The 26,136-nt window shown below is 72.2% G+C and carries 26 protein-coding genes, 1 tRNA gene, 1 other RNA gene and 1 pseudogene; 14 read left to right on the top strand and 15 right to left on the bottom strand.

Annotation, left to right across the window (positions count from 1 at the left end):
* The coding region (locus ACFU53_RS27200) for a DNA polymerase III subunit gamma and tau (protein WP_383997607.1) at positions 1 to 1,628 on the bottom strand (1,628 nt) is incomplete at its 3' end.
* Between the two features lie 168 nt (positions 1,629 to 1,796).
* Positions 1,797 to 1,893: signal recognition particle sRNA small type (gene ffs / locus ACFU53_RS27195), an RNA gene on the bottom strand.
* Positions 1,894 to 2,011: 118 nt separating this feature from the next.
* Here ffs and ACFU53_RS27190 point away from each other — a divergent pair.
* A tRNA-Ser gene (locus tag ACFU53_RS27190) sits at positions 2,012 to 2,099 on the top strand.
* A 160-nt stretch (positions 2,100 to 2,259) separates the two neighbouring features.
* A complete protein-coding gene (locus ACFU53_RS27185) occupies positions 2,260 to 2,601 on the top strand; it encodes a hypothetical protein (RefSeq protein WP_383997604.1) in 342 nt (113 codons plus the stop codon).
* On the opposite strand, the pseudogene ACFU53_RS27180 reads toward ACFU53_RS27185, so the two are convergent.
* A pseudogene (locus ACFU53_RS27180) lies at positions 2,534 to 2,809 on the bottom strand (hypothetical protein); the annotation flags it as partial. The gene ACFU53_RS27185 and the pseudogene ACFU53_RS27180 sit on opposite strands and share 68 nt — an antisense overlap.
* A gap of 80 nt (positions 2,810 to 2,889) precedes the next feature.
* Between ACFU53_RS27180 and ACFU53_RS27175 the strand changes: the two are divergent.
* The gene (locus ACFU53_RS27175) at positions 2,890 to 3,135 is read left to right on the top strand and encodes a hypothetical protein (RefSeq protein WP_383997601.1); all 246 of its coding nucleotides are present in this window, start codon (positions 2,890 to 2,892) and stop codon (positions 3,133 to 3,135) included.
* A 121-nt stretch (positions 3,136 to 3,256) separates the two neighbouring features.
* Here the strand turns inward: ACFU53_RS27175 and ACFU53_RS27170 are convergent, their stop codons facing one another.
* The gene (locus ACFU53_RS27170) at positions 3,257 to 3,700 is read right to left on the bottom strand and encodes a hypothetical protein (RefSeq protein WP_383997598.1); all 444 of its coding nucleotides are present in this window, start codon (positions 3,698 to 3,700) and stop codon (positions 3,257 to 3,259) included.
* Between the two features lie 413 nt (positions 3,701 to 4,113).
* Between ACFU53_RS27170 and ACFU53_RS27165 the strand changes: the two genes are divergently transcribed.
* Together ACFU53_RS27165 and ACFU53_RS27160 are read left to right on the top strand one after the other, a co-directional pair.
* On the top strand, positions 4,114 to 4,599 hold the full coding sequence (locus ACFU53_RS27165) for a cation:proton antiporter regulatory subunit (RefSeq protein WP_383997595.1): 486 nt from the start codon (positions 4,114 to 4,116) through the stop codon (positions 4,597 to 4,599).
* A gap of 7 nt (positions 4,600 to 4,606) precedes the next feature.
* Positions 4,607 to 5,950: a cation:proton antiporter gene (locus tag ACFU53_RS27160; protein ID WP_383997592.1), complete on the top strand. Its 1,344-nt coding sequence runs from the start codon at positions 4,607 to 4,609 to the stop codon at positions 5,948 to 5,950.
* Positions 5,951 to 6,095: 145 nt separating this feature from the next.
* Here ACFU53_RS27160 and ACFU53_RS27155 read toward each other — a convergent pair whose 3' ends face one another.
* From ACFU53_RS27155 to ACFU53_RS27140, 4 genes are read right to left on the bottom strand one after another with little or no spacing between them, the layout of a single operon-like run.
* Positions 6,096 to 7,349, bottom strand: a complete 1,254-nt coding sequence (locus ACFU53_RS27155; protein ID WP_383997589.1) for an FAD-dependent oxidoreductase — start codon at positions 7,347 to 7,349, stop codon at positions 6,096 to 6,098.
* Between the two features lie 55 nt (positions 7,350 to 7,404).
* Positions 7,405 to 8,133 (bottom strand): maleylpyruvate isomerase family mycothiol-dependent enzyme, encoded by a 729-nt coding sequence (locus ACFU53_RS27150; RefSeq protein ID WP_383997587.1) that lies wholly within the window; start codon positions 8,131 to 8,133, stop codon positions 7,405 to 7,407.
* On the bottom strand, positions 8,130 to 9,017 hold the full coding sequence (locus ACFU53_RS27145; RefSeq protein ID WP_383997584.1) for a fumarylacetoacetate hydrolase family protein: 888 nt from the start codon (positions 9,015 to 9,017) through the stop codon (positions 8,130 to 8,132). Before ACFU53_RS27145 ends, ACFU53_RS27150 begins: the two co-directional genes overlap by 4 nt.
* A complete protein-coding gene (locus ACFU53_RS27140) occupies positions 9,014 to 10,261 on the bottom strand; it encodes a cupin domain-containing protein (protein WP_383997582.1) in 1,248 nt (415 codons plus the stop codon). The genes ACFU53_RS27145 and ACFU53_RS27140 overlap by 4 nt, the downstream gene beginning before the upstream one ends.
* Positions 10,262 to 10,323: 62 nt before the next feature.
* Here ACFU53_RS27140 and ACFU53_RS27135 point away from each other — a divergent pair, with 62 nt between their 5' ends.
* Together ACFU53_RS27135 and ACFU53_RS27130 are read left to right on the top strand one after the other, a co-directional pair.
* Positions 10,324 to 10,500 carry a hypothetical protein gene (locus tag ACFU53_RS27135; protein ID WP_383997579.1) on the top strand — a complete coding sequence of 59 codons (177 nt, stop codon included), beginning with the start codon at positions 10,324 to 10,326 and terminating at the stop codon, positions 10,498 to 10,500.
* A complete protein-coding gene (locus ACFU53_RS27130; RefSeq protein WP_383997577.1) occupies positions 10,485 to 11,264 on the top strand; it encodes an IclR family transcriptional regulator in 780 nt (259 codons plus the stop codon). The genes ACFU53_RS27135 and ACFU53_RS27130 overlap by 16 nt, the downstream gene beginning before the upstream one ends.
* 118 nt (positions 11,265 to 11,382) lie before the next feature.
* On the opposite strand, the gene ACFU53_RS27125 is transcribed toward ACFU53_RS27130, so the two are convergent.
* On the bottom strand, positions 11,383 to 12,285 hold the full coding sequence (locus ACFU53_RS27125) for an NAD(P)-dependent oxidoreductase (RefSeq protein ID WP_383997574.1): 903 nt from the start codon (positions 12,283 to 12,285) through the stop codon (positions 11,383 to 11,385).
* Positions 12,286 to 12,339: 54 nt separating this feature from the next.
* A complete protein-coding gene (locus tag ACFU53_RS27120; RefSeq protein ID WP_383997571.1) occupies positions 12,340 to 12,489 on the bottom strand; it encodes a hypothetical protein in 150 nt (49 codons plus the stop codon).
* A gap of 86 nt (positions 12,490 to 12,575) precedes the next feature.
* On the opposite strand from ACFU53_RS27120, the gene ACFU53_RS27115 reads away from it, so the two are divergent.
* Together ACFU53_RS27115 and ACFU53_RS27110 are read left to right on the top strand one after the other, a co-directional pair.
* A complete protein-coding gene (locus ACFU53_RS27115) occupies positions 12,576 to 13,607 on the top strand; it encodes a TauD/TfdA family dioxygenase (RefSeq protein WP_383997568.1) in 1,032 nt (343 codons plus the stop codon).
* Positions 13,608 to 13,682: 75 nt separating this feature from the next.
* On the top strand, positions 13,683 to 14,576 hold the full coding sequence (locus ACFU53_RS27110) for a DUF72 domain-containing protein (protein ID WP_383997565.1): 894 nt from the start codon (positions 13,683 to 13,685) through the stop codon (positions 14,574 to 14,576).
* A gap of 122 nt (positions 14,577 to 14,698) precedes the next feature.
* Here ACFU53_RS27110 and ACFU53_RS27105 read toward each other — a convergent pair whose 3' ends face one another.
* The 4 genes from ACFU53_RS27105 to ACFU53_RS27090 form a co-directional block, all read right to left on the bottom strand.
* Positions 14,699 to 16,831, bottom strand: a complete 2,133-nt coding sequence (locus ACFU53_RS27105) for a copper resistance protein CopC (protein ID WP_383997562.1) — start codon at positions 16,829 to 16,831, stop codon at positions 14,699 to 14,701.
* Between the two features lie 355 nt (positions 16,832 to 17,186).
* On the bottom strand, positions 17,187 to 17,672 hold the full coding sequence (locus ACFU53_RS27100; protein WP_383997559.1) for a cupin domain-containing protein: 486 nt from the start codon (positions 17,670 to 17,672) through the stop codon (positions 17,187 to 17,189).
* Between the two features lie 27 nt (positions 17,673 to 17,699).
* Positions 17,700 to 18,308, bottom strand: coding sequence for a GNAT family N-acetyltransferase (locus tag ACFU53_RS27095; protein WP_383997556.1), 609 nt, complete (start codon positions 18,306 to 18,308; stop codon positions 17,700 to 17,702).
* A gap of 118 nt (positions 18,309 to 18,426) precedes the next feature.
* Positions 18,427 to 20,721: a penicillin acylase family protein gene (locus ACFU53_RS27090; RefSeq protein WP_383997553.1), complete on the bottom strand. Its 2,295-nt coding sequence runs from the start codon at positions 20,719 to 20,721 to the stop codon at positions 18,427 to 18,429.
* 79 nt (positions 20,722 to 20,800) lie between these two features.
* Between ACFU53_RS27090 and ACFU53_RS27085 the strand changes: the two genes are divergently transcribed.
* From ACFU53_RS27085 to ACFU53_RS27070, 4 genes are all read left to right on the top strand, one after another.
* Positions 20,801 to 21,787 carry a siderophore-interacting protein gene (locus ACFU53_RS27085; protein WP_383997614.1) on the top strand — a complete coding sequence of 329 codons (987 nt, stop codon included), beginning with the start codon at positions 20,801 to 20,803 and terminating at the stop codon, positions 21,785 to 21,787.
* A gap of 167 nt (positions 21,788 to 21,954) precedes the next feature.
* Complete coding sequence (locus ACFU53_RS27080; protein WP_383997550.1) at positions 21,955 to 22,548, top strand: HhH-GPD-type base excision DNA repair protein; 594 nt, start codon at positions 21,955 to 21,957, stop codon at positions 22,546 to 22,548.
* Positions 22,549 to 23,020: 472 nt separating this feature from the next.
* A complete protein-coding gene (locus ACFU53_RS27075; RefSeq protein WP_003999914.1) occupies positions 23,021 to 23,317 on the top strand; it encodes a type II toxin-antitoxin system VapB family antitoxin in 297 nt (98 codons plus the stop codon).
* 246 nt (positions 23,318 to 23,563) lie between these two features.
* Positions 23,564 to 24,220, top strand: coding sequence for a LytR C-terminal domain-containing protein (locus tag ACFU53_RS27070; protein ID WP_383997612.1), 657 nt, complete (start codon positions 23,564 to 23,566; stop codon positions 24,218 to 24,220).
* A gap of 46 nt (positions 24,221 to 24,266) precedes the next feature.
* On the opposite strand, the gene upp is transcribed toward ACFU53_RS27070, so the two are convergent.
* Positions 24,267 to 24,902: a uracil phosphoribosyltransferase gene (gene upp / locus ACFU53_RS27065; RefSeq protein ID WP_383997548.1), complete on the bottom strand. Its 636-nt coding sequence runs from the start codon at positions 24,900 to 24,902 to the stop codon at positions 24,267 to 24,269.
* Positions 24,903 to 25,443: 541 nt separating this feature from the next.
* Between upp and ACFU53_RS27060 the strand changes: the two genes are divergently transcribed.
* On the top strand, positions 25,444 to 25,668 hold the full coding sequence (locus ACFU53_RS27060; RefSeq protein ID WP_383997545.1) for a hypothetical protein: 225 nt from the start codon (positions 25,444 to 25,446) through the stop codon (positions 25,666 to 25,668).
* The last annotated feature ends 468 nt before the right edge of the window (positions 25,669 to 26,136 follow it).

Here is a 26,136-nt window from a genome sequence, read left to right as displayed (position 1 = left end):
GGGGGGGGGGGCGGGGGCCCCCCCCCCCGGGGGCGGGCGGGGGGGGGCGCGGGGGGGGGCGGGCCGGCCCCCCGGGCCGCGGCGGCGGGGGCGCCGGGGGGGGCCCCCGGGGGGCCGGCCGGAGCCACCCCGGCGGGGGCGCCCCCACCCGGGCCCGGCTGTCCGCCGACGGCGCCCCCGGCGCCGTACGCATCCGAACCCGGACCCGGACCCGCATCGGGGCCGGGACCGGGGCCGGGCGCGCTGTGGGTACCTGTTCCTCCGCCCCCAGGCCCCCGAACCGCAGCCCGCGCCGCCGCCGGCCCCCCGCCCGGCGAAACCTGCGCGGCTTGCGGAACCTGCGCAACGTGCGGACCTTGCGGGACCTGTGGAGCCTGCGGAGCCACGCCCATCGGCGGGGCCGCTCCCCCATGCGCGTCGGGGCCGGGCACGTACCCCATGGCCGGTCCGGCGCCACCGCCGGAGAAGTTCACCCCGCGCTCCAGGCGGTCCAGGCGGGCCATGACGGATCGTTCGTCGCCGTAGGTCGCGGGGAGGAGCACGCGGGCGCAGATCAGTTCGAGCTGGAGGCGGGGCGAGTTGGCGCCGCGCATCTCGGTGAGGCCTTCGTTGACGAGGTCGGCGGCGCGGCTGAGCTCGGCGGCGCCGAAGACGCCGGCCTGGGCCCGCATCCGCTCCAGGACCTCGACGGGGGCGTCGATGAGGCCCTTGTCGATGGCGTCGGGCACGGCGGCCAGGATCACCAGGTCCCGCAGCCGCTCCAGCAGGTCCGTGACGAACCGCCGCGGATCGTTGCCGCGCTCGATGACGTGGTCGACGACCTCGAAGGCCGCGGCCCCGTCCCCCGCGGCGAAGGCCTCGACGACCGAGTCGAGCAACGACCCGTCCGTATACCCGAGCAGCGACGTGGCCATGGCATACGTCACGCCCTCCTCCGTCGCGCCCGCCAGCAGCTGGTCCATGACGGACATCGAGTCACGCACGGAGCCGGCCCCGGAGCGCACGACCAGCGGGAGGACGCCCTCCTCGACCGGGATCTTCTCCTTGCCGCAGACCTCGCCGAGGTACGCCCGGAGCGTGCCGGGGGGCACGAGCCGGAACGGATAGTGGTGCGTACGCGACCGGATCGTGCCGATGACCTTCTCGGGCTCGGTGGTCGCGAAGATGAACTTGAGGTGCTCCGGCGGCTCCTCGACGACCTTCAGCAGCGCGTTGAAACCGGCCGAGGTGACCATGTGGGCCTCGTCGATGATGTAGATCTTGTATTTGCTGCTCGCGGGCCCGAAGAAGGCCTTCTCGCGCAGCTCACGGGCGTCGTCCACGCCACCGTGCGAGGCCGCGTCGATCTCGATGACGTCGATCGACCCCGGTCCGTTCCGCGCCAGGTCCTGGCAGGACTGGCACTCTCCGCACGGCGTCGGCGTGGGCCCCTGCTCGCAGTTCAGGCACCGGGCGAGGATCCGCGCGCTGGTCGTCTTCCCGCACCCACGCGGCCCGCTGAACAGGTACGCGTGATTGACCCGGTTGTTCCGCAGCGCCTGCTGCAGCGGGTCGGTGACATGCTCCTGCCCGATGACCTCGGCGAACGACTCCGGGCGATAGCGGCGGTACAGCGCGAGAGACGACACGCATACGAGGTTATAGGCGCCCACTGACAACACGGACCGCCGCCGAAGGAGACGCCCAAGGAGACCGGGACCGAAGGAGACCAGGATTGAACAGGCACCAGACTGTGTGGATGGCCCCTCCGCCGTCGGCTCGGGCGGAAACCGTCGGCGCTCGGGGCGGGCCCGGACGCAGAAGACCCCTCACGCACCCGCCAGAGCCAACCTACCCTTGCTGCCTTCCGGCCCTGGGGGAGTTCAGTCAGATAGCGCCGCGTGAGGGGCTGACCCCAGCCTACCCGATCTCCGGCGGCCGCCGACCCGCCTCCCCACTCCTCCCTCCCCCTTGATCACCCGACCTCGAACGAGTTCGCAACCACCCTCCACCGTCATGTAATGTTCCCGGCGGAGGATTCGCCTAGAGGCCTAGGGCGCACGCTTGGAAAGCGTGTTGGGGGCAACCCCTCACGAGTTCGAATCTCGTATCCTCCGCCAGTGCCTCACCGGGCACGATGTCGAAGGGCCCCACCGTTCGCGGTGGGGCCCTTCGTCGTTGTCCGTCTCAGTTTCCGTCTCAGTTGGCCGCCCGCCGCTTGCTCGGGATCGGGGACAACCGGCTTCGAGGCGGAAGGATGAGCGGGTGAGTCTCATAGACATGAGTGAGCGCGAGTACTGGGCCTTCGTGTCAGAGGGCCCCGAGATGTTCGTGGGTCAGGCCACACTCGCCCGCGTGGAAAGCTTCTTGATCGGCTACCACGCCCACGCCCGGCGGCACGGCGGCCCCGGGCTCGACGGCTGGCGTGAGTGGCTGGTGGCCAGGCGTGGCCGCGAATGCAACCACGCTTGGATGGGGCTGGTCCGTCACATCGCCCTCCCTGATGAAGGCTGGGATCACTGGCAGCTCTCACCAGAGCAGGAAGAACGTGTCATCACGACCCTCTTCGCGCTGCTCGATGACTTCCTCTCGGAGCGGGAAGAGGAGACCCACACGCTCTGACCTCTCGCATAGACCTTTGGTCCGCCCGATGCGGCTCCCAGAGTGCGTCTCCGACTTGCTGAGCGACCTTGCGGAGCATGGTCCCCGTCACGTGCATGTACCGGGCGCGCATCCTGGCCGCTCCCCCGGGCTCCCAACCCATGAGCGAGTCGATCACGACGTCAGGGACGCCGAGGATCAGGAGGACGGTCGCAGCGGTGTGGCGAGCGGACGTGCCAAGTAGGGTGCCGCTCGTGACCACTTCTCCTGATCACGTCGACAGCAGAGAAGACCTGGTTGCCTTCGTCCGTGCCCTCCACCGCAGCGCCCACCAAGGAGGGCCACTCATGGGAGAACGCCGACCTCGCGAGTTTCTTGGCGGCGCTGGCAGCATGGATCGACGACGCGGACGGCTGGTACAACAACGCCACCCGCAATCTGCCCGCCGGCGGTGACTGGAGCCACGGCGTCGGGGATGCCGCGGCGAGATCGCTCTCCGCGACAGTCCCATCCGGGAGCGGGCAGGCGTCTCGGGCCGGCTGGGGTTGGAGATGATCGTCCAATCCTCCGTCGACCAGGAGGCTGAGGACGCCTTCTGGGGCGTCTGCGTCGGCGTCGGCGTCGGCTGACTGGGAGGCCGTGACGAGGTGGGCCGGGCCGGCGGTCGTGGTCGCGGTCAGTGCGCCAGGGGCCAGTCCGGCGGCTCGGGGGTGGGTGGGGGGTGGGCGGTGGTGAGGCGGCGGTAGGCGGCGCGGGCCTGGAGAAGTCGGGCGAGGGCGGTGCCGGTGAGGGCCGCGGTGAGGAGGCAGACGAGCCAGAAGGTGTCGCGGGGGTTGGCCCAGGTCAGGACGCCGACGGGTGGGATGGCGAAGCCGTTGAGGAAGAGCCAGCACAGGGCGGCCGTCCCCGGGGCCGCGGTGAAGCGGGCGTACACGCCCAGGAGCGCGGAGAGCAGGGACAGCGCGACCAGGGCCAGGCCGGGGCGGTCCGTGCCGACCAGCGTGTTGAGGACGGCCACCAACGCCATCGCGCCCCCGAAGGCCGTGGCCCACACCAAGGGGGTGGCCACGGGCTGGGGGACGGGGCGGGGGCCGGTCCCCAGGGACACCCACTGGATCACGGGCACGCTCCGGGGGCCTTGGGTGCGCGCGTTCCGGAGGTCGCAAGGCCTCGAAGGGCCGCGGGGCCTGCCGCGGTCGCGGGGCCTGCCGCGGTCGCCGGGCCTGCCGCGGTCGCCGGGCCTGCCGCGGTCACGGGGCCTTCTGCTCCGGGGGGAACAGGTATCCCCGCTCCATGGGGCGGCAGGGCGCCCGCCGCACGGGTTGTGGGGACACCCGTTGGGATCATGGCGGTGGTTCCTTTCGGTCATCCCCCGGTGCCGGGGCCGGGTCGTGGCGGGGCCGGCCCGGGCGTTGAAGGGGGATTGTTCCATCGGGGTGCCAACCTCGCGGCCGGCTGCCGGTTTTCGGGGTCTCGTTAGGGTGGCACCGACGGTTGTCCGATGACATATCCGAATCAGACAGGGGGCCAGCCGTGGGTGCTCCGCGACTCAGTAGTACGCCGTTGCCGGGGATCGGGGTCCGCTACGACCTCACGACCAAGGAGCAGCGACGGATCTCGGTGGTCGCTCATCGGGACGGTGCGCGGACGTTGAGCGCGTACCGGCAGGACGATCCGGACGCGTGTGCGCTGTCGGTGCGGCTGACGTCGGGAGAGGCGACCGCCCTCGTCGACGCACTGACACCGGACCACCACAGCCCGAACCTGTTGTCCACCACGGAGTTGGGGCTGGTCGCGGAGCGGATCGAGCTGGCTTCGACGTCGCACTGGAACGGGCGCGTACTGGGCGACACCCGGATGCGGACCGAGACGGGCGCGTCCATCGTGGCCGTACTGCGGCGGGCCGAGGCGATTCCGTCGCCGACGCCGGACTTCCGGCTGGCCGGCGGTGACACGCTCATCGTGATCGGCACCCGGGAGGGCGTGGAGACGGCCGCGGCGATACTCGGGCGGGAGTGAGCGAAGCATGTACTTCTCCGCGTCGCAGGCCCTCTCCCCGCAGGCCACCGGGCAGTCCGCCGCGCACCTCCTCGCTCAGTCGTCCACCACTCACTCCTCCGCCGTCTTCCTGGTCGAGTTCGGCGCGATCATCCTCGGGCTGGGCCTGCTGGGGCGGTTCGCCGGGCGGTTCCGGTTGTCGCCGATACCGCTGTATCTGCTGGCCGGGCTGGCCTTCGGGGAGGGTGGGCTGCTGCCGCTGGGGACTAGCGAGGAGTTCGTGGCGATCGGCGCCGAGATCGGCGTGATTTTGCTGCTGCTCATGCTGGGGCTGGAATACACGGCGACTGATCTCGTCTCCAATCTCAAGACCCAGTACCCCGCCGGGCTCGTGGACGCCGCGCTCAACGCGGTGCCGGGTGCCGCCATGGCGTTGCTGCTCGGCTGGGGGCCCGTCGCCGCCGTCGTGCTCGCGGGCGTCACCTGGATCTCGTCCTCCGGCGTCATCGCCAAGGTCCTCGGCGACCTCGGACGGCTCGGCAACCGCGAGACGCCCGTCGTGCTCAGCATCCTGGTCCTCGAGGACCTCTCCATGGCCGTCTATCTGCCGATCGTCACCGCCCTGCTGGCCGGCGTCGGTCTCGCGGCGGGCAGTGCGACCCTGGCCATCGCGCTCGGTACGGCCGGGGTCGTCCTGCTGGTGGCGGTGCGGTACGGGCGGCACATATCCCGGTTCGTCTCCAGCGACGACCCCGAGAAACTGCTGCTCGTCGTGCTGGGGGTGACGCTCGTCGTCGCCGGGCTCGCGCAGCAGTTGCAGGTGTCGGCGGCCGTGGGCGCGTTCCTGGTGGGCATAGCGTTGTCGGGTGAGGTCGCCGAGGGCGCGCACAGTCTGCTGGCGCCGTTGCGGGACCTGTTCGCCGCTGTGTTCTTCGTCTTCTTCGGCCTGCACACCGACCCCGCCAGCATTCCGCCGGTGCTCCTGCCCGCGCTCGTCCTGGCCGTCTTCACCGCCCTGACGAAGATCGCCACCGGGTACTGGGCAGCGCGGCGGGCCGACATCTCCGCGAAGGGGCGCTGGCGGGCGGGCGGCACGCTGGTCGCCCGAGGCGAGTTCTCCATCGTCATCGCCGGCCTCGCCGTCACCGCCGGCATCGAACCGTCCCTCGGCCCGCTGGCCACGGCGTACGTACTGATCCTGGTGATCGCCGGCCCGCTGACCGCGCGGTGGACCGAGCCGGTGGCCCTGTGGATCACCGGCCGCCTGCGACGGCCCGCGATGCCCGGCCCGGGAGAAGGTGGCATGCCGCCGTCGGCTTCGGCGGGAGCGGACGAGGCGCTGGACGAGCGGAGTGCGGCCGACCGGGCTTGAGGGAGCGCGGGCGGGCGGTCCCGCACGTGCGCGCGACCCGCCGACTTGTGTGTGCCGGCCGACTTGTGTGTGCGACGGCCGACTTGTGCGCGCGGGATGGTCGGCGTGTGCGGGCGGGTCTCGGGCAGCGGCTCCCCGGCCGGGATCAGATCCGTACCGAGTTCAGGGGGATCTTCGGATAGAGGGGCGGTTCCTCGGTGGGGGTCAGGGCCGTGGGGCCGTAGATCCAGTCGGTGAAGGTGTAGTCGTAGGGGTCGCGGGAGCGGAGCAGGGCGTTGCGCTGGAGGCGTTTCAGGCCGTCGTGGTGCCAGAGTTCGCCCCAGGCGCGGGCCGTGGTGACGACGCGGCGGCAGTGTTCGGGGCGTACGGCCTGGTAGGCGGCCAGGGCGCCCTCCCAGTCGACGACGCCGGACGGGCCGGTGCGCGCGTCGACGTGTTCGCCCAGGACCCAGCCGTCCTCGACGGCCATGACGGCGCCCTGGGCCATGTACTGCAACGGAGGGTGGGCCGCGTCGCCGAGGAGGGCGATACGGCCGGTGACCCAGGTGGCGATCGGGTCGCGGTCGAACATCCGCCAGCGGCGGTCGCGCCACATCAGGGGCAGACCCTGCCGGATCTGCGCGCACATGCCGTCGAAGGCCCGGTCGAGCTCGTCGGGTGTGCCCCAGTCCGCCTCGCCGGCCAGGGCCTTGGGCGACTCGAAGACGGCGACCTGGTTCAGCATCCGGCCGCCGCGCAGCGGGTACCGCACGAAGTGACAGCGCGGTCCGATGTGGACCACGACGTCCTTCTCGTGTACGCCGTTGCCGCGCACCTCCTCGAAGGGGATCGCCGCGCGGTAGGCGACGTACGCGGAGTTGACGGGTTCGTCGTGGACGAGGAGCCGTCGCGCGACCGAGTGCAGCCCGTCGGCGGCGACGACCGCGTCCGCCTCGTCGGTACGGCCGTCGGCGAACACGGCCCGGGCGCCGCCATCGACGTTCTCGTACGAGACGCAGTGCGCGTCCGTCACCAGATCGACGCCCAGGTGGCGGCAGGCGCGGAGGAGGAGGCCGTGGAGGTCGCTGCGGTGGATCACCAAGTAGGGGTGGCCGTAACGGCGTTCGAGGTCTGCCAGGTCGAGGCGGGTCAGTTCGCCGGCGTCGACCGCGTCCTTCATGATCATGTGCTCGGGGAGCACGCCCAGTGAGACGGCCTCGTCGAGGAGGCCGTACGTGTCGAGGACACGGGTGCAGTTGGGGGCGAGCTGGAGGCCGGCACCGACCTCGCCGAACTCGGCGGACCGTTCGTAGAGCCGTACCCGCAGGCCCTTGCGGGCGAGGGCGAGGGCCGCGGAGAGGCCGCCGATGCCGCCGCCGACGACCAGGACGTCGGGGCGCCCTTCCGGCCACGTACTCATGTCCTTCTCCTCGGCGGCAGCGATCGGGGCACAACCATGGGCGGCAGAGAGCGGGTCACAGCCATGGTGGCAGGGGTTCGGCAGGGGCGCCGTCCGTCGTCGTGACGCCCTCGTACGGGCGGCCGGCGAGGTACGCGGTGACCTCGGCCGGGGGGCCGTGGACGACAGGGACGGCAGGGACGGTGGGGACGGTGGGGACGGTGGGGACGGTGGGGACGACAGTGCCGGTGGGGTCGGCGGTCCGGGCGCGCTTGGCGAGGATGTCGACGCGGAGCTCGGCGCGGAACTCCGCAGGCAGGTCGGCGAACCGTACGCCGCTGTCGAGGTCGACGGCGTGGACGAGGACCTCGCGGGCGCGCAGCCACGGGATCTCGCTCGCCGACACGGTACGGCCCTGGGCGGTGACCACCTCGGCCCGCCACTGTTCGGCGGTGAGCGCGGCCATCCCGTCGGTGAGGGTCTGGGCGGACTCCTCGAACCAGGCGGTGAGCCGGTCGGCGGGGAGCCGGGCGCCCGATGCGATGGCCGCGGTGCGTTCGTCGGGCGAGGCGTACATGGGGGTGGGCTCGCCCGTGCGCGCCCAGTGCACGAGGTTGTTGAGGGCCTCGGCGTTGCCGGCCAGGTGGGCCACCACGTGCTTGCGGGTCCAGCCGGGGAGCGTCGAGGGGGCGTCGTACGACGTCTCGTCGAGGCCGGCGAGGACCTTGCGGCAGAGGACGGTGCCCTCCGCCACCCAGGTCAGGGCGGCCCGGAGATCCCTCGTCGCCCTGGTCGTGGCGTTCATCGCGGGCCGTCCGGGATCACGTGGTTCTCCAGGCGGCCCAGGCCCTCGATCTCGGTGATCACGGTGTCGCCGGGGTTGAGGAACACCGGTGGCTTGCGGGCGTGGCCGACACCGCCGGGGGTGCCGGTGGCGATGATGTCGCCGGGGTTGAGGCGGATCATCGTGGAGATGTAGCGGACGAGGTCGACGGGGTCGAAGAGCAGGTCACCGGTGTTGTCCCGCTGCATCAGGCGGCCGTTGACCGTGCAGCTGATGTCGAGCGCGGGGCGGGGGCCGCCGGCCTCGTCGGTGGTGACGAGGTAGGGGCCTACGGGGGTCGTGAGGTCCCAGTTCTTGCCCTGGAGCCATTCGCGGGTGCGGAACTGCCAGTCGCGGCAGGTGATGTCGTTCAGCACGGTGAAGCCGGCGATGGCCGCTTCCGCCTCCGCCTCGTCCGCGCGCCGGACCGTTCGGCCGATGACGACCGCGAGTTCGGCCTCCCAGTCGAACTGCCCGGTCTCGGCGGGGCGCCGGATGTCGTCGCGGGCGCCGATGAGCGTGTCCGCGAACTTGCTGAACAGGGTGGGGTGTTCGGGCAGATCGCGGCCCATCTCCTTGATGTGCTTCTGGTAGTTCAGACCGACGCACACCACCTTGCCGGGGCGCGGGACGAGGGGCGCGAACTCGGCGGTCGCGGCAGGGTACCGGGCGCCGTCGGCGCTCTCGGCGGCGGCGAGTCCGCCGGGCGCGGCGAGGACGGCGCCCACGTCGGGCAGGCCGAGGTCGACGAGGAAGTCGCCTTCGACGCGGACGGCGGTGGTGGTGGCGGCGACGGTGGCGGTGGCGGTGGCGGTGGCGGTGGTACGGCCGTCGCGGTCACCGCGACGGATGGTCGCGAGCTTCACTCGTACGTCTCCTCTGTGTGGTTCCCGGACAGCCCCACATGGCTGCGGAAAAGGTTGAGCTTCGTGAGGATCGGCGCGTCGCCGAACTGGAACAGGTCGAGGGCGCCGGAGTCGGAGTCGGACGGGGACGCCTCGGAGCGGATCGAGAGGGGGGCCCAGGAGGGGACGACGAAGAGGTCGCCGCGCTGGACCGACCAGGAGAAATCGCCCACGGTCACCCGGCCCGAGCCGTCGAACACCTGGTAGACCGATGACCCCGTCTCCCGGCGCGGGGCCGTCTCCGTACCGCTCCTGACCCGGTGGAACTGCGCGCGGATGGTCGGCAGGACGTCCTGGCCGGTGGTCGGGTCGGTGTAGCGGACCAGCGCGTGGCCGGGCTCGACGGTGCCGGGGTGACCCGCGCGTTCCAGCTCCAGCTGGTCGGTGAGGGCGGCGTCGGTGGCGGCCCAGGGGTAGCGCAGCAGGGGGGTGCCGCCGCTTCCGGGGCCGGGACCGGCCCCGCTCCCGGACTCGGGCCTGAGCTGGGAGACGGGGGCCAGACCTGGATGGCCCCACAGCCGCTCCGAGCGGGAACGGCCGGGCGTCCCGTGCTCCTCCTCCGACAACTCCTCCCGCCCGAAGTCGAAGAACTGCGCCTCGACGTCGTACTGGAAGGGGATGTCGAGGCCGTCGATCCAGGCCATCGGCTCGTCGGCCGCGTTGTGGTGGGCGTGCCAGTTGAGGCCGGCCTGCGGCAGGAAGTCGCCGCGCCGCATGGGCACCGGGTCGCGCTCCACGACCGTCCACACGCCCTCGCCCTCGACGACGAACCGGAAGGCGTTCTGGGTGTGGCGGTGCTCGGGCGCGTTCTCGCCGGGCATCAGGTACTGGATGGCGGCCCACAGCGTCGGGGTGGCGTACGGCCGGCCGGCCAGGCTCGGGTTGGCCAGCGCGATCGCGCGCCGCTCCCCGCCCCGCCCGACCGGCACGAGGTCGCCGGACCGGCCCGCCAGCTCGAGCAGCGTCCGCCACTCCCAGCGGTGCGGCTGGGCCTTCGACCGGGGGTGCGGCGGCATCAGGTCGCCGATCCGCGTCCACAGCGGCACCAGCAGAGCCTTCTCGAAGCCCCGGTACAGGTCCTCCAGCTCCGGGCTGACGGGCGGCTGGTCCGGCCGGTCCTCGGCGGTGAGGGAGACGGGCGAACCGGCGTGCGGCTCTATGCCGGCGTCTCCGTCTCCGTCTCCGCCTACGTCTGCGTCTGTCATACGGGAACGGTGCGCCGCCCCGCCCAAGGGGGAACAGTAGATTCTGCACAGCGGAACCGTGCGTGAGGGAGCCGAGGGCGGGAGGCGCCCCGCTCATGCCGCCCGCCCTGCCCGTACTGCCCGCCCTGCCAGTACTGCCCGTACTGCCCGTACTGCCCGCCCTGCCCGTATCGCTCGGCCCGCCCGTACTGCCCGTCCTGTTCACCGATCGGAGGAAGCCGTCGTGGCCAAGCCCATGAAGAACCCGCCCACGTACGGCGTCACCAGCGTCGACCACGCGCTCCAGCTCGCTGTGATTCTGCAGGTGGAGGGCCCGATCACGGTGTCCGAGGCGGCCGAGCGGCTCGGGGTGGCCCGGTCGACCGCCCACCGTCTGCTGTCGACGCTCGTGTACCGGGACTTCGCGGTCCAGAACGAGGACGACCGCACCTACCGGGCAGGCCCCGTTCTGGAGGTCGCGGACCGGGCACAGTCGGACGTCGCATCCCTCCGGGCCGCCGCCCTCGGCCCGCTGCGCACCCTCGTCGACACCCTCGACGAGACCGCGAACCTCACCATCCGCACCGGTCGGACCGTACGGTTCATCGCCTCCGTCGAGTGCTCACGGGCGCTGCGGGTCGGTAACCGCGAGGGCATGGTCTTCCCCGCCCACCAGGTCACCGGCGGCCTCATCGCCCTGGCGGCCCTCACCGACGACGAGCTCACCGCCCTCTACGCCCCGGCCCCGGCCGACCCCGCCGAGGAACGCCCCGACCTGACCAGACTCCGCGCGGAACTCCGCGCTGTCCGGCAGAGCGGCGTGGCCCTCAACCTCGAACGCTCCGAACGCGGCCTCGTCGCCGTCGGCCGAGGTGTCACCGACGCGGACGGCCGCACCATCGCCGCCGTCTCCGTCTCCATGCCGAGCGTCCGTCACTCGCCCGACCGCCTCAAGGAGGTCGTCACCTCGCTGACCACGGCGGCGGAGGCGATCTCGACCGCGCTCTCCGACACCGACGGCTGAACGCAGCCGGAGAGGCCGCAGATCCACCACCACCCGCGCGATCACTCCGGCCAGGGCGGCATCGGGCAGGCGGTGTCAGTCGCGCCGGTCGGGACTGACGGGATCACCGGTGTCGGGATCACCTATGCGGGCCCTCGCCCTCGCCCTCGTCGAAGCTGGCGAAGTACGCGGCGGCCATGTCCTCGTCGGCGTGGCCCTGGGCGGCGGCGCGGGTGAGTCGTTCGGCGCCGGCGGCGGCCACGTCGAGGCGTACGCCGTGCCGCTGCCCGGCCTCGACGATCAGACGGGCGTCCTTGGCGGCGGTGGAGACGGCGAAGGAGGCCGGGGAGAGCCGGCCTTCGAGGATGAGCGCGGACTTGGCGCGCAGATAGCCCATGTCGAGCGGGCCCTCCTCGATGATCTCGAAGAAGGACTGTGGGTCGACGCCGAGGGCCTTGGACAGGGCCAGGACCTCCCCGGCCGCGTTGGTCGCGGCGAGCACCCAGCTGTTGGCCACCAGCTTGAGCCGGGTCGCGGTGCCCGCAGCGCCGTCCTCGCCGGTCCAGACGGTACGGGCGCCGACGGCGTCGAAGACGGGGGTCACCGTCCCCCGCCCCTCGGCCGGCCCCGCCGCCAGCACCGTCAACTGCCCCGCCTCCGCGGGCTGCCGTGTGCCGAGGACCGGGGCGTCGAAGAAGACCAGCCCGTGCTCACGGGCCAGCGCGGCCAGTTCGGCGACGGCCTCGACACCGGCGGTGGTGGACTGGACCCAGACCGTGCCGGGGCGCAGCGCGGGCGCCGCCTCGCGCATCACGTCCAGGACCGCGGCCCCGTCGTACAACATCGTGAGCACCACATCGGCACCGCGCACGGCCTCGGCCGGGCTCTCGGCGATCTGCGCACCGTCGGCGGCGAGCGGCTCGGCCTTCTCCCGGGTGCGGTTCCACGCTTGTACGGCGTGACCGGCGCGGACGAGGCTGCGGGCCATCGCGGCACCCATGATGCCGGTACCCAGGACACTTACGGTGAGCTTGTCGGTCATGACGTCACTTCCTGCCGCGTACAGTGCCTTGGCAGTTTCGCAGCCCGGGGTGGGTCAGGGGGCGGTACGACACCGGGCGAGGGCGGCGGCGGGGGCACCGATCTGGGTCTCCTGGGTGAGGACGCGCACCCGGTGCTTCGGGTGGCCGCGCGGGGGCGGTGGCGGGCGGCGGTCGATCAGGACACTTTCCCGGCCGGGCCGCATGCACCGGCGGCACCATGGGAAGACCGGGCCACGGAAGCCGACCAGGACCAGCACGGCATAGACCGGCGTCGAAGGGCGAGCGAGCCATGAGCATCGACACGAACACGTCCTCGGAGGGACCGCAGGGACCGGAAGGACCGCAGAGACCGGAAGGACCGGAAGGACCGCAGGGACCAGCGGGCGGCCTCGACGTACGCCCGGCCTCCGGGTACATCGGCGCCGACATCCACGGCGTCGACCTCGCAGGACCGCTCGACGACGAGACCGTCGCCGGCATCCGCGCGGCGCTGCTCCGCTGGAAGGTCGTGTTCTTCCGGGCGCAGACGCTGGACCACGCGGGACAGATCGCGTTCGCGCGCCGCTTCGGCGAGCCGATCCGGCTGCGTTCGCGGGGCTCGGTCTCACCCGCCGAGCACCCCGAGATCGAGACGACCGCCGACCGTCAGGAGCTGGGCCGCAAGCACGGCATGGACCAGGCCGAATGGCTGGAGCGGCGCCGCCACTCCACCCTCCGCGGCTGGCACGCCGACCACACCGCGCGCATCGACCCGCCCGCCCTGACCCTGCTCCGCGCCCAACGCGTACCCCCGTACGGCGGCGACACCACCTGGGCCAACCTCGCCACCGCCTACGCGGGCCTGTCCGAGCCGGTGCGCCGGTTCGCCGACGGGCTGCGCGCCGAGCACCGCCTCGGCGTCGGCTACCTCGCGCGCTCCGGCCCCGACCCCTACCTCCGCCACCTCCAGGACCACCAGGTCGCGTCCGTCCACCCGGTCGTCCGCGTCCACCCCGAGACCGGCGAACGGATCCTGTACGTCAACCCGTACTACGTCGAGAACATCGTCGACGTCACCCGGGCCGAGAGCCGGCTCCTGCTGGAGATGTTCGTCGAGCAGATCACCCGCCCCGAGTACACGGTCCGCTTCCGCTGGGAGCCGGGTTCCGTGGCCCTCTGGGACAACCGCGCCACCGTCCACCTCGCCCCCAGTGACACCGCCCACCTGGACTTCCCGCGCATCATGCACCGCGTCATGGTCGCCGGGGATCCGCCCGTCGGCGTGGACGGCACCCCGTCGAAGTCGCTCTGCGGCACGCCGCTGCACGACCGGAGCGTGTAGCGGACCTGCCCGACCGGAGCGAGTGGCCCCGGCGAACGGGTGGTCAGGACGCCGATCCCGGGTAACCGGCACCGCATGGGTGACGTACTCGTCGGAACCTGCTCCTGGACGGACCGCGCGCTGCTGGCCAGCGGCTGGTACCCACGCGGCCACCGCGACGCCGAGCCCCGACTCCGTTACTACGCCGGGCAGTTCCCGGTCGTCGAGGTGGACTCCAGCTACTACGCCCTTCCCAGCCGCCGCAACAGCCTCCTCTGGGCCGAGCGGACACCCCCCGAATTCCGCTTCGACGTCAAGGCGTTCTCCCTCCTCACCGGCCACCCGACCCGCCCGACGGCCCTCCCCGAGGACCTGCGGGTGTCCCTCGGGGAAGACCTGCGCCGCAGGAACCCTGCCGTCCTGGACCGGGTGTGGGAACGGTTCGCCCATGCCATCGAGCCGTTGCGGACGGCGGGCCGACTGGGCGCGGTCCTCTTCCAGTTCCCGCCGTGGTTCGCACCGGGAACGTGGGGACAGCAGGGGCAGCAGGGGCAGCAGGCGGAGAGGACGCTGGAGGAGTGCGCGGGGCGTACGGCCGGCTGGCCCGTCTCGGTCGAGTTCCGGCACCCCGCGTGGTGGCGGGGCGAACAGGCCGACCGGACGGTGGCGTTACTGTCCCGGCTCGGCCTCGTCGCCGTAGGAGTCGACATGGCCCAGGGCCTGGACTCCTCCCTGCCGCCCCTCGCCCCCGTCACCTCCCCCGAGCTGGCCGTCGTCCGGTTCCACGGCCGCAGCCCCGCCTGGGGCACCGGCAGCAAGGAGGACCGTTTCCGGTACGCCTACTCCGAGCCCGAACTCGCCGCGTGGGCACCCCGGTTGCGGACGGCCGCCGAACAGGTCGACGAGCTGCATGTCCTCTTCAACAACTGCTGCGCCGACGCCGCCGTACGAGCGGCGGAGACGATGCGCCGGTTACTCGCCGCGCGGTGAGCCCCACCGGCCGAGCCGACGCGTGCCGACCCACCGGCCCCGGTCCGGTCGCCCGGCGGTACGGCGATACGGCAGTCCGGCAGTCCGGCAGTCCGGCGGTCCGGCCCAACGCTTCGACCCGGCTAGCTCACCCGTACCGACTTCTCCACCGTGACCTGGTCGATCTCCGTCGTACGGACCGTGAGCTTCATCGTCCACTTGCCGGGCAGGGGGAGTTGGAGGTTGTCGGTGACCCAGTAGCCGCCGCGGTCGGTGAGCTTCGCGTCGATCGGGCCGATCTTCTGGGCCTTCAGGGTGAAGGTGAGACGCAGTTCGGGGACGGTCGCGATGCCGTCGTCGGGGCCGAAGACCACGGCCTGCACGGAGTTCTTGCCCACGCGCCCCGGACCGAGGTCGATCTGGACCTTGCCGTGACCGTTCGGGGTGCCGACGTCGAAGGGAACCGTCGTCGAGGACGCCGTGATCTCACCGGCCGCCCCGCCCGCGCTCTCCTTCGCGATCTCCGCCGCCGCCCGGCCCGGCAGGGTCCCCGTCAGCACGGTGGTGATCACCAGCACGACGACCGCGACGGTGAACTCCGCCAGCACGGAACGCCGAAGACCCTGGCGCCGCGGATCGGCCGACGAGTCCTCGCCGTCGCCCTGGTCGCCATCTTCCTGGGCACCATCCCGCTCGCCGCCCCGCGCACTCCCCTTGTCACCGGGACGTACGCCGTCATCGTCGCCCGCGTCACCGGAGAGCCGGTCGGCGGCACGGCCGGGAGCCCGCGCGCCGTCGTCCGAAGCGTCGGCGTCTTCGGCGGCATCGGTCGGTACGGCCCCGGCCCCCGACCCCGCCGAGTCCCTCTCGTCCTCCACATCCGCGACCCGCGCCACGGCCCCCACCCGCTCGGGCACCCGCGCCGCCACAGCCACGGCCGCCCGCTCGCTGACCTCGGTCCGCTCGTCGGCCTTCACCGGCTCGGTGACCTTCACCGGCTCGGTGACCGTCGTCGACGCGGCGGCCTCGGCCGACCCGGTGGCCTCAGCCACCACGCCGGAACCAGCACCCGCACCGGCCTCCGCCGAAGCCGCCCCCAACCGGCCCGTCCAACGCCGTGAGAACGCCGCCGCCACCAGCAGGAGCAGCACCGCGACCAGCTTGGCGACGAGGACCTCCCCGTACGCCGTGGAGGTGAAGGCGGACCAGGAGCCGAGGCCGCGCCAGGACTGGTAGACACCGGTGACGACGAGGACGATCACCGAGACGAAGGCGAGCCGGGAGAAACGGTTGACCACGGCGGCCGACAGGGTCTGCGGCGCCCGGTACAACACGGTGAGCAGCGCGGTCAGCCCGCCCAGCCAGACGGCCATGGCGAGCAGATGCAGCACGGAGGAGGTCATCGCGACCGGCACCTGGATACCGGCGGAGGCGTGCTCGGCCGCCGCCCAGGTTGCGGCGAGGTCGACGGAGAGCAGCGCCCCGCAGACCAGCGCGCCCTTCCCCCACTCCTCCCGCTCTTCCTGCGCCTCCCGCTTCCCCTGCCGTCGTACTCGTACGAGAAGGAAGGCGGCCCCCGCGAGCAGCGCCAGCCGTGCCAGCAGGGCGAGTCCCGGCCGGCTCGCCACCGTGTCGCGCAGGACGGAGAGGTCGAGGGCGGCCCCGATGCCGCTGCCCCGCTCGTACGGTCCGCGGAGCAGCAGCAGAACCGCCGAGGCGAGCAGCAGTGCCAGCCAGCCCGACAGGAGCAGCTTGCGCAGCACCTCGCTCGGGCCTCCGAGCACGACCGCCAGGAAGAAGGTCACCCCGATGAGCAGGGCGAGGGCGCCGTACGCGAAGTAGCGGGTGATGTCGTAGAGGGAGGAGGTGAGCGGGTCCTCGGCGAGGTCGGCGGGGAGGACCGCGGAGGTCGCGGAGGGCTCGCCGATCGAGAAGATCAGGGCACCCGAGATGGGGTGGCTGTCGGCCGAGACCACCCGCCAGGCGATCGTGTACGTGCCGTCGTCGAGGCCGGCGGGGAGGGTGACGCGAGCCGTGTCGGACCGGTCGCCCGCGCGCCCCGGCTTGCCCGTGTCGACGGCCCGGTTCTCCGGGTCGACGACACGGATGGAGTCCTCCAGGAGGCTTACCGACTCGGTGAAGCGGAGGGTGACGTCCCGGGGAGCGGCGTCGAGGACGCTTCCGTCGACGGGGTCGCTCCCTTTGAGAGCGGCGTGCGCGGACGCGGTACCCGCCCCGCCGAGGAGGAACAGGACCAGCACGGTGCCCAGCAGCACCAGGCGCTGAACCCCTCGGGCCCGGGCGCCGCCGATCCGGCCTCCGTGCCCACCGGAGGCCCCGCCGGTTCCGCCGCAAGCCCCGCCGGTTTCGCAGGTGGCCCCGCCGGTTCCGCCATGTCGTCTCGCGCCTCTGTCTCTGTCGCCGGGCGCGACCCTGTCCCGGGTCTCGTCCCTGGCCCTGTTGTCCCTGGCCCTGTCCTCGACTGGGTCGCTGTACCTGCCTCGGTCCACGTAGTGCTCCGGATCCACGGTCGCCGGCTCTCGGACTCCTCGAACAGGTACGCACGCCACGAACGCCGCGTTCAACGCGATCCGCACCGACCATCCGCACCGGCCCACCATGCCTCCGGGCCTACGCCCGTCCCAGCTCGCCGATGAGGGCGGCCCGGTCGGGATACAACCGCGCCAGCTCCGCGGCGTCGCCGTGCTCGTACCCCTCGAAGGTGAACCCCGGCGCCATCGTGCACCCGAACAACGTCCAGCCCCTGCCACCACCGCCCGGGACGCGCGCCCCCATCCAGGTCCCCGCGGGCACGACGTACTGCACGTGCTGCCCGTCGAGCACCTCCGGCCCGAGGACGACGACCCGCGAGGACCCGTCCGGAGCGAGGAGGAGCATGTGGAGCGGATCGCCGAGGTAGTGGTGCCAGATCTCGTCGCCGGGCAGCCGGTGCAGCGCGGAGTAGTCGCCCGGCTCGGTGGTGAGCAGGGCGACGATCGCGGTCCCCTCCGGCCGCCCGTCACCCCGCTCGGGCCCCGCCCACGTCTGGCGGAAGCGACCGCCTTCGCGCGGGATGGGCTCCAACCCGTAGTGCGCCATGAGGTCTTCAGGAGTCATCGCCCGAGGCTACGCCCGTCACCCGAGCTACTGACCGAACACGGCCTCCCTCCTCAGGAACGCCAACCGGGCCCGCTTCTCGGGCAGATACACGTCCGGCAGATCGATCTCCGGCAGTACGACGACGGGCCCGCCCTCGAACCCCTGCCGCGCGAACCGCGCGATCGCCCTCTCGTTCCGCTCGTCAGGATCGACGACGACCCGCCGCCGGTCCAGCCCGACCAGGACGTACGACGTGAAGGCCGCCAGCACCGAGGACGACCACCCGGGCCGCCCTCCGCCGTCCCCGGCGGGCGCCAGCAGCACATGGACGCCGATGTCCCCGGGCTCGACCTCGTAGCACTCGCCGACCCGGTCGGCCTCCGGCTCGTACGTCTGCAGCAGCCCGACGGGCTCGCCGTCGTGCACCGCTAGGTAGGCGTGATGCGTGTCGAAGGCCTCCAGCCCCTCGTACACCTCCCGCACCTGCTCCTTCGTGAGCCCGTGCATGCCCCAGAACTCGGCCCTCGGCTCGCTCACCCAGCCATGGACCACCTCGGCATCGGCCTTCGCGTCCAACGGCAGGATCCGCACGGTCCCGAACCCGTCGACCACGTGCTCATAAACGGCGACACGGCCGCCGCACGACTCATGCACCTCATACGACTCATGGAGCTCATATGACTCATGCGGCTCATATGACCCATATGATTCATGCGGCTCATGCGGCTCATGCGGCTCATGCGGCTCATGCGGCTTATGCGGCTCATGCGGCTCAACGGTCATGGCGCTTCTCCTCGCTGCTGTTCCGGTTGTTCTTGTTCTCGTCGTCCTTGGTGAGGCGGTTCCAGTCGGTGACGACCGGTACGAGATCTCCCCCGAGCCACAGGGGGAGTTGATCGCGGTGGTGGGCCGAGCCGCCCACGCCGGACGCCCCGAACGGCACCACCCAGAGGCTGTCCTCGCGTCGGGCCAGGTCCCAGACGTAGCGGGCGGCGGGCCCGCGAGCGCTGAGGTCGGTGATGCCGGGGACGGCGGAGGTGCACAGCACACAGTCGTGATCGCCGGCGAGCCCCGGCTCGTCGGAGGCGTTCGGGTCGTCGCCGGGGAGCGCGCGCCACGGCACGAGCCGGTGGCTCTCGCCCCAGCGCCCGGAGGCGACACCGGCGACCTCCTCCAGCGCCTCCCGCACGAGCGCCGCCCGGTCGATCCCGTACAACTCCTCCGCTCCGAGGAGATGTTCGAGGGCGAAGCCGATCCGAACGGTGAGCGAGAGCCAGGGCCGGAAGACCTCGGGGTACGTCGGCGGCACCGCCAGCCCCGCGAAGGCGGGCTGCGCCGCGAGCCGCCGTACGACCGCCCCGCGCAGCGCCGCGTACACCGCCGCCTCGACACTGTCGGCCGCCATCCGCCGATCCCAGCGCAGGAGCCGGTCGCGCAGCGCGGCCGCGGCCGAGGTGAGCGCCGCGGGTCTCTCGGGGCCGCCCTCGGTGGTGCGGGTGGCATCGTCGAGGCCGGCCAAATGATCCAACAGGGGGCCGGCGGAGGCCAGATGGGTGTCCATGTGGATGGTGGGCATGTCCGGGGCGGACCACACCTGCTTCTCGTTCAGCATCGCGCGGATGCGTTCGGCGCGGTGGGGCGGGGCGAACTCCACGCCCAACGGGGTCGCCGGACCACGCTGGTTGGCCATCACCGCGACGCCGTCCTCGAACGTGCCGTACGGCGTCTCGTGCCACCCCTCCCACTCGTGCCCCGGCTCCCAGGCCGCGACGACCCGCGTCCGGTTGTCCCGGCTCCGCACCGGAACCCGCCCCGCCACCCGATGCAGCACCCCGCCCCGCGTGTCCGCGGCCTGCACGACGTTCACCGGCTCGGCCCACTGATCGAACGCCCGGTCCACATCGGCGACTTCCCTGGCCCGAAGGAGGGGCAGGAGCGCGCTGAGCCCGAGGTCCCCGGTGACGCGGGGCGGGTAGCGGAGACTGATGGGACCGACCGGGGCGAGGTCGGAGAGGGAGCCGGAGTCGGCCTGGGCGTGGTCGCCGGAGCCGGAATCGGCGTGGGTGTGGGCGTGTGCGTGGGCACGAGGATCCAAGCCTCCGATGACGACCGGCCCCCGAGCGGTCTCGATCACCTCCACCTCGACGGGCTCCCCGCCCGCGACCTCGATGATCTCCACATGCCGGTGCACGGCCCGCCACACCCCGTCCGGATCGAGCGCCTCGACGACGCCCCCGTTGCCGTGTCGCAGCCGCTCCCGGTACAGGTCCTGGTAGTCGGCCATGGCGTTGGTGATGGCCCAGGCCACGTCGCCGGTGTGACCGAAGTGGGCGATGCCCGGCATGCCGGGGACGGCGAGGCCGACGACGTCGAACTCGGGGCAGGAGAGGTGGATCTGCTGGTAGACGCCGGGCTCCTCGATGAACCGGTGCGGATCACCGGCGATGACGGCCTGCCCGGTGGTCGTACGGGACCCGTCGACGAGCCACCCGTTGCTGCCGGAGGTGGCGGGCCCGTCGGTGGCGAAGAGCCCGACCACGTCGGCGCCGAGATGCCGTACGGCCTCCTCGCGCCAGAGCTTGGCGGGGAACCCGGCGAACAGGATGTGCGTGGCGAGCCAGACGCCGAGCGGATGCCAGGCCTCCCAACGCCCGGGCACGAGCCCGGCGCGCTCGAACTCGGGCGCGCGCCGACCGCCCTCGACCAGCCCGTCGTTCACGCCCTCGACGTACGCCCGGACCCAGTCGGCGGTCTCCGGGTCCCTTCTCTCCAGCCGGGCGAAGCATCTTCGGGCCGTGTCCTCGAGGCGGGCCCGTCTCGCGAACCGGTCCCAGCCGAGGGCGTCGACGCCGAGGAAGGCGGCCGAGGTGCCCTGGACGCGGTGGCGCTCGACCTCCAGCTGCCAGGCACGGTCGAGGGCGGTGACCCGGCCCTGGGCGCGGGCGAGCGCGCGGGCGTCGGCGGCGCGAAGGTGCGGGATTCCCCAGGCGTCGCGATATGTCCCGTATGCCGTATGGCTCAAACCGTTCCCCTGAGCATGCCCCTGCGCACCGCCACTGTCCCGCATCTCTACATCCCGCCCATGATTTAGGTTAGCCTCACCTAAGCAATCTATGATCAAAGCGTACGTGAAGGGTGCAGAAGCCATGGGGCAGGGGCACGGTTGGGAGGGAGCGGTCCTCAAACTGCTCCGCGGGAAGGACTTCGTCCTCACGGTGACCGGTGCGGAACAAGTCACCGAGCACTACCGTCGGATCCACCTCACCGACGGCGGCATGCTCGCGGCGACCGGCGTCCACCCGACGATGTGGGTACGCCTCTGGTTCGACGCCGCCGGCAAACCGCACCAGCGGGCGTACACCCTCGTCGACCCCGACCCGGCCGCCGGGACCTTCAGCCTTGAGTTCGCCCTCCACGACGGCCACGCCAGCGACTGGGCCCGCGCCGCGAAGCCCGGCGACACCATCGAGGCCACGGTCCACGGCACCGCCTTCACCGACCCCGACCCGGCCCCCTCCCACATTCTCGCCATCGGTGACCCGGCCTCCCTCCCAGCCATCAACTCGCTCCTCGACGCACTCCCGTCAGCCCCGGCGACGATCTGGTTCGAGACGTCGACGGACATGGAGACGGAGACGGATGTGGAGACGGAGACGGATGTGGCGGGAACCGACCCGACAGCATCCGGGGAGGAGGTCCAGGCATCCGGGGAGGAGGTCCAGGCATCCGCGGAGGAGGTCGAGGCGGGAACCGACATCGGGACCACGCCCAAGGCCGGCGCGGAGGGCAGGGCCGAGTCACCGGCGGAAGCCGAGCACCAAGCCGATGCCCGGACTCGACGCCGAGCCGAGGCCCACCACCAAGACCTGGCCCAAGCCCCCGGGGCAGGCGGACTCCCCCTCCGCCTCGACCCCACCCGCCACGACTTCCGCCCCGTCCCCCGCCGGGACGCCGGCGCACGCCTCCTCACCCAGGTGAGGACCGACGCCCCCGCCCTCCTCGAGAACACCCCCAACCCCTACGTCTGGATCGCCTGCGACACCGCGACGACCCGATCCCTGACGGCGTACTTCCGCAAGGAGCTGGGCCTGCCGAAGCAGCGGATGCACGCGCTGGGCTACTGGCGCCCGTAACCGCGCACGCCCACCGCGACCGACCCCGACCCCGACCCCGGCACCGGCACCGGCACCGGCACCCAGGCAGCCCCAGGCACGACTACGAAGCGGCCCGGCTCCAAGGCACGGCAGGGCACGGCCGGGGCCGGGCTGCGCCGCGCCGCCCGGCGAGCGATCATCGGGGCATGAACGTCACCCTTCACCTCGCCCAGGACCCCGAGGCGGACGAGTTCCTCGGGCGCAGTCCGCTCGCCGCCCTGGTCGGCATGCTGCTGGACCAGCAAGTGCCGATGGAGTGGGCGTTCAAGGGCCCCTGGACCATCGCCCAACGGCTCGGCGCGGACGACCTGGACGCCCACGAGATCGCGGCGACGGACCCGGAGGCCTTCGCCGCGCTGCTGTCCACCAAACCGGCGGTCCACCGTTACCCCGGCTCCATGGCGAAGCGGATCCAGCAACTGTGCCAGTACCTCGTCGACCACTACGACGGCGACGCGAGCGCGGTCTGGCAGGACGCGACGACCGGCAAGGAGCTCCTGACCCGCCTCGAAGCCCTCCCCGGCTTCGGCCGCCAGAAGGCCCAGATCTTCCTGGCCCTCCTCGGCAAACAACTCGGCGTCCACCCCACCGGCTGGCGCGAAGCCGCCGGCTCCTACGGCGACCCCGACTCCTTCCGCTCCGTCGCCGACATCAAGGGCCCCGACTCCCTGGCCAAGGTCCGCGCCCACAAACAGGAGATGAAGGCAGCGGCCAAGGCAGCGAAGGCCTCCGGCAAGTAACCGCCCGCAGCCGCCGCCCCGCCCCCGACGCGCTACCGCCTCCTGCGCGCCGTCCCGAACACCGCCCGACTGATCTCCCGCCTGATCTCCCGCCTGATCTCCCGACCGATCTGACTACCCAGCGAACGAGCCAGCGAACGAGCAAGGGACTGGAAGCCCGAAGACCCGAAGACCCCACTCCCCACCACCTGCGACCACGGAAGGCCTCCCGGCAACATCGCGGGGCCCCTCCGGAGAAGTCCGGGAGAAGCCCCGAAAAAGCCCCGGAGAACCCGGGGCGGGGCACTGAGGAATCGCCGACGACGCCTCCCGGCGAACTCTCCGCGCCCCCGAAAGGACCCCGCCGAACACCCATGACCGCCACCGAACCCCCACAGAATTACCGTTTCACCCCACTTTGCGGCGCCTTTTCCAGGGTCGCACTCCGTCGCCATGGCTGCGCCCGGAACGTCTCGACCGGTAGGCTTTCCGTGTGATCTTCAAGCGCATCGGAAACGGCCGGCCGTACCCCGACCACGGCCGGGAAAGCACCCGGCAGTGGGCGGACGTCGCGCCGCGCCCGGTCCGCCTCGATCAGCTCGTGACGACCAAGGGGCAACTGGACCTGGAGACCCTCCTCGCCGAGGACTCCACGTTCTACGGCGACCTCTTCGCGCACGTGGTGAAGTGGCAGGGCGATCTGTACCTGGAGGACGGCCTCCACCGCGCGGTCCGCGCGGCCCTCCAGCAACGCCAGGTGCTCCACGCCCGCGTCCTCGAACTGGACTAGCCGCCTCACAGGCGGCCCCCGCAGGGCAGTCGCCACAGCCAACCGCCACAGCCAACCGCGGCAGGCGTCCGCCACGGGTGGGTCCGACTCGCGCTCGGACGGCCCGCGGGCGGTTCTCACCCGCACTCGGACGGCCCGCCGGTTGGCCCTTTCGGGTTGGACTGCAGCGCGGTGAATGATCATCTAGTAGGCATCGCCGTCCAACGGCACTACGCTGCGCCCATGAGCATGCTGACTCCTCCCGGCATGGGCGGCCAGTACCGGATCACGGGGGACAAGTACCCGAGGCTGCGCCGGCCCAAGAGGCGTCGCAGGCTCGTCCTCGCGGTCGTCGCGTCCATGACCGCGCTGGGCCTCGTCGGCTGGGGAACCCTGCAGCTCATCGACGTCTTCACCGGTGACGAGGACCAGGCCGCAGCGGCCGGCCCCAAGGCGGACTGCGCGAGCCGGGTGAGCCCGTCTCCGAAGGCGAGCGGATCGGCCGGGAAGTCCGGCAAGACCGGGGTGTCCGCGAAGGGCTTCCCCGCACCCGGCAAGATCACCGTCAACGTTCTCAACGCCACGCCCCGCGCGGGTCTCGCCAAGGAGACCGCCGACGAGCTGAAGAAGCGCGGCTTCCGCATCGGGAACGTGGGCAACGCGACCGAGGAGTACGACAAGAAGGTCAAGGGCGCCGCGATACTGCTCGGCGCGAAGGCCGCCGAGGACGCGGCGCTGCCCGTCCTCAACACCCAGCTCACCGGCGCGCAGCTGAAGACAGACGGCCGCAAGAAGGCCACCGAGGTCGACCTCGTCATCGGCACCGGCTTCAAGTCCCTCAGCAAGCAGAAGGACGCCGACAAGGCCCTGGCCGACCTGACCAGTCCCGAGCCGACGCCCACCGCTGCTGCGGAAACCTGCTGACCGGAGCTGCTGACCGAGCCCCGTAGGGAGCCCCTCTCGTACGGCGCTACTCGGCGGCGCCGTACAGCCGGTCGCCCGCGTCTCCCAGGCCCGGCACGATGTAGCCGTGCTCGTTGAGGCGCTCGTCGACGGCCGCGGTCACGACCGTCACCGGGGCGCCCGCCAGCTCGCGCTCCATGACCTCGACGCCCTCGGGAGCGGCGAGGAGCACCACGGCGGTCACGTCGTCGGCGCCGCGGGCGATCAGCTCACGGATCGCGGCGACGAGGGTGCCGCCGGTGGCGAGCATGGGGTCGAGCACGTACACCTGGCGCCCGGAGAGGTCCTCGGGCATGCGGGTGGCGTACGTGGAGGCCTCGAGCGTCTTCTCGTTGCGGATCATGCCCAGGAAGCCCACCTCGGCGGTCGGCAGCAGCCGGACCATGCCGTCGAGCATGCCCAGGCCGGCCCGGAGGATCGGCACGACGAGCGGGCGCGGGTGGGAGAGCTTGACGCCGGTGGTCGTGGCCACCGGCGTCGTGATGTCGACCAGCTCGGTGCGCACGTCCCGCGTGGCCTCGTAGGCGAGCAGGGTGACCAGCTCGTCGGCGAGACGGCGGAAGGTCGGGGAGTCGGTGCGCTGGTCGCGCAGCGTGGTGAGCTTGTGAGCGACCAGGGGGTGGTCGACGACGTGGAGACGCATGTCCACAACAGTAACCGGGGCCACAGCCCCGAGCGCCCCCTCACCGCCCGCTCTTCCGCCCCACCCTCCCGATGGCATCAAATGCCCCGTCGGAGGGAAAGTGGGATGAACGGAGCGGCGACCGAACGAGCCGACGCCTGACGGTGGTGAGCCCATGGCAGACGTGAACAACGCTTCCCCACGCCCACGGGGCCCAGACAGGGGGCCCGATCAGAAACCTGCCACCGACCAGCAGAAACAGGGGAGCGAGCGGGGGCACATGACCAACAGGACAACAGCACGAACGACCGACGGGCCGACCAGCAGGACGGCACGCACGAGCGGCGCGGCGGCGCAGGCGCCCGGTAGGGCGGCGCGGACAGCCGATGGAGTGGCGCGCACGAGTGACAGCGCGACGCGCACGAGTGGCGAAGCGACTCGCACGAGTGGCGGGACGACGCAGGTGGGCAGTGGGGCGGCGCAGACAGCTGGTCGAACCGCGCAGGGGTCCGGCGGGACGGCGCGGTCGTCCGGTAGGGCGGCTGTGCGGGGAGCCGGTGAGGTGGCGCGTACGGCCGGCGCGGCGCAAGGAGCCGATGAGGCCGCGCGTACGGCCGACGGTGCGCAAGGCGCCGGTCGGGAGAACGACACCGCGCGTCGGCGACGGCGGGCGCAGTTCCTGCGGGAGCTGACGGAGGCGCGGGAGCTGCGCGACCGGGTCCAGCCGCGCCGCGCCAAGGCCGCACGACTCCGCCACGCCATGCGCATGCGCACCTTCCGCTGGTGACCACGAGCGGACCGGGCCCGGCCACCCTTGGCCCACCTCCGTACGTTCCCCCAGCCCTACCCGGGCCTTCGTCAGTGTCTTCCTGGGACTCTGCCCCAGCCATTTCCTGACCTTCCACGCCCCGCTCCTTCTTCGGCCCCGCCCGGTGCCCCTTCACCCCTTCCTCCGGGGCCCGCAGCACCGTCCCGCGCCCCTCCCGGGGCTATACGCCTAGGCCATCCCGCCCCGGTCTCCCAGCCCCTCGCCCGGCCCTCTCCGCGCCCGCCGACACCCCTGCGAGCGTGTCCGAGAGTCTGTCCGTGCCCGCCCTCGCCCCTCCCAGAGCAATACGCCTGAGCCATCCCGCCCCGGTCTCCCACGCCCCTCGCCCGGCCCCTCTCCGCGCCCGCCGACACCCCTGCGAGCGTGTCCGAGAGTCTGTCCGTGCCCGCCCTCGCCCCTCCCAGAGCAATACGCCTGAGCCATCCC

The organism is Streptomyces sp. NPDC057474 (assembly GCF_042802555.1).
Taxonomy (GTDB): Bacteria; Actinomycetota; Actinomycetes; order Streptomycetales; family Streptomycetaceae; genus Streptomyces.
The sequence above is the reverse complement of the archived record's forward strand: the minus strand, read 5'-3'. Positions and strand labels throughout refer to the sequence as shown.

Bases quoted from the DNA above. Each gene is read 5' to 3' on its own strand.
- ACFU53_RS27185 (WP_383997604.1), top strand. From the start codon at position 2,260: ATGAGTGAGCGCGAGTACTGGGCCTTCGTGTCAGAGGGCCCCGAGATG.
- ACFU53_RS27160 (WP_383997592.1), top strand. From the start codon at position 4,607: ATGTACTTCTCCGCGTCGCAGGCCCTCTCCCCGCAGGCCACCGGGCAG.
- ACFU53_RS27155 (WP_383997589.1), bottom strand. From the start codon at position 7,349: ATGAGTACGTGGCCGGAAGGGCGCCCCGACGTCCTGGTCGTCGGCGGC.
- ACFU53_RS27150 (WP_383997587.1), bottom strand. From the start codon at position 8,133: ATGAACGCCACGACCAGGGCGACGAGGGATCTCCGGGCCGCCCTGACC.
- ACFU53_RS27140 (WP_383997582.1), bottom strand. From the start codon at position 10,261: ATGACAGACGCAGACGTAGGCGGAGACGGAGACGGAGACGCCGGCATA.
- ACFU53_RS27125 (WP_383997574.1), bottom strand. From the start codon at position 12,285: ATGACCGACAAGCTCACCGTAAGTGTCCTGGGTACCGGCATCATGGGT.
- ACFU53_RS27120 (WP_383997571.1), bottom strand. From the start codon at position 12,489: ATGCGGCCCGGCCGGGAAAGTGTCCTGATCGACCGCCGCCCGCCACCG.
- ACFU53_RS27115 (WP_383997568.1), top strand. From the start codon at position 12,576: ATGAGCATCGACACGAACACGTCCTCGGAGGGACCGCAGGGACCGGAA.
- ACFU53_RS27110 (WP_383997565.1), top strand. From the start codon at position 13,683: ATGGGTGACGTACTCGTCGGAACCTGCTCCTGGACGGACCGCGCGCTG.
- ACFU53_RS27100 (WP_383997559.1), bottom strand. From the start codon at position 17,672: ATGACTCCTGAAGACCTCATGGCGCACTACGGGTTGGAGCCCATCCCG.
- ACFU53_RS27090 (WP_383997553.1), bottom strand. From the start codon at position 20,721: ATGCGGGACAGTGGCGGTGCGCAGGGGCATGCTCAGGGGAACGGTTTG.
- ACFU53_RS27085 (WP_383997614.1), top strand. From the start codon at position 20,801: ATGGGGCAGGGGCACGGTTGGGAGGGAGCGGTCCTCAAACTGCTCCGC.
- ACFU53_RS27080 (WP_383997550.1), top strand. From the start codon at position 21,955: ATGAACGTCACCCTTCACCTCGCCCAGGACCCCGAGGCGGACGAGTTC.
- ACFU53_RS27070 (WP_383997612.1), top strand. From the start codon at position 23,564: ATGGGCGGCCAGTACCGGATCACGGGGGACAAGTACCCGAGGCTGCGC.
- upp (WP_383997548.1), bottom strand. From the start codon at position 24,902: ATGCGTCTCCACGTCGTCGACCACCCCCTGGTCGCTCACAAGCTCACC.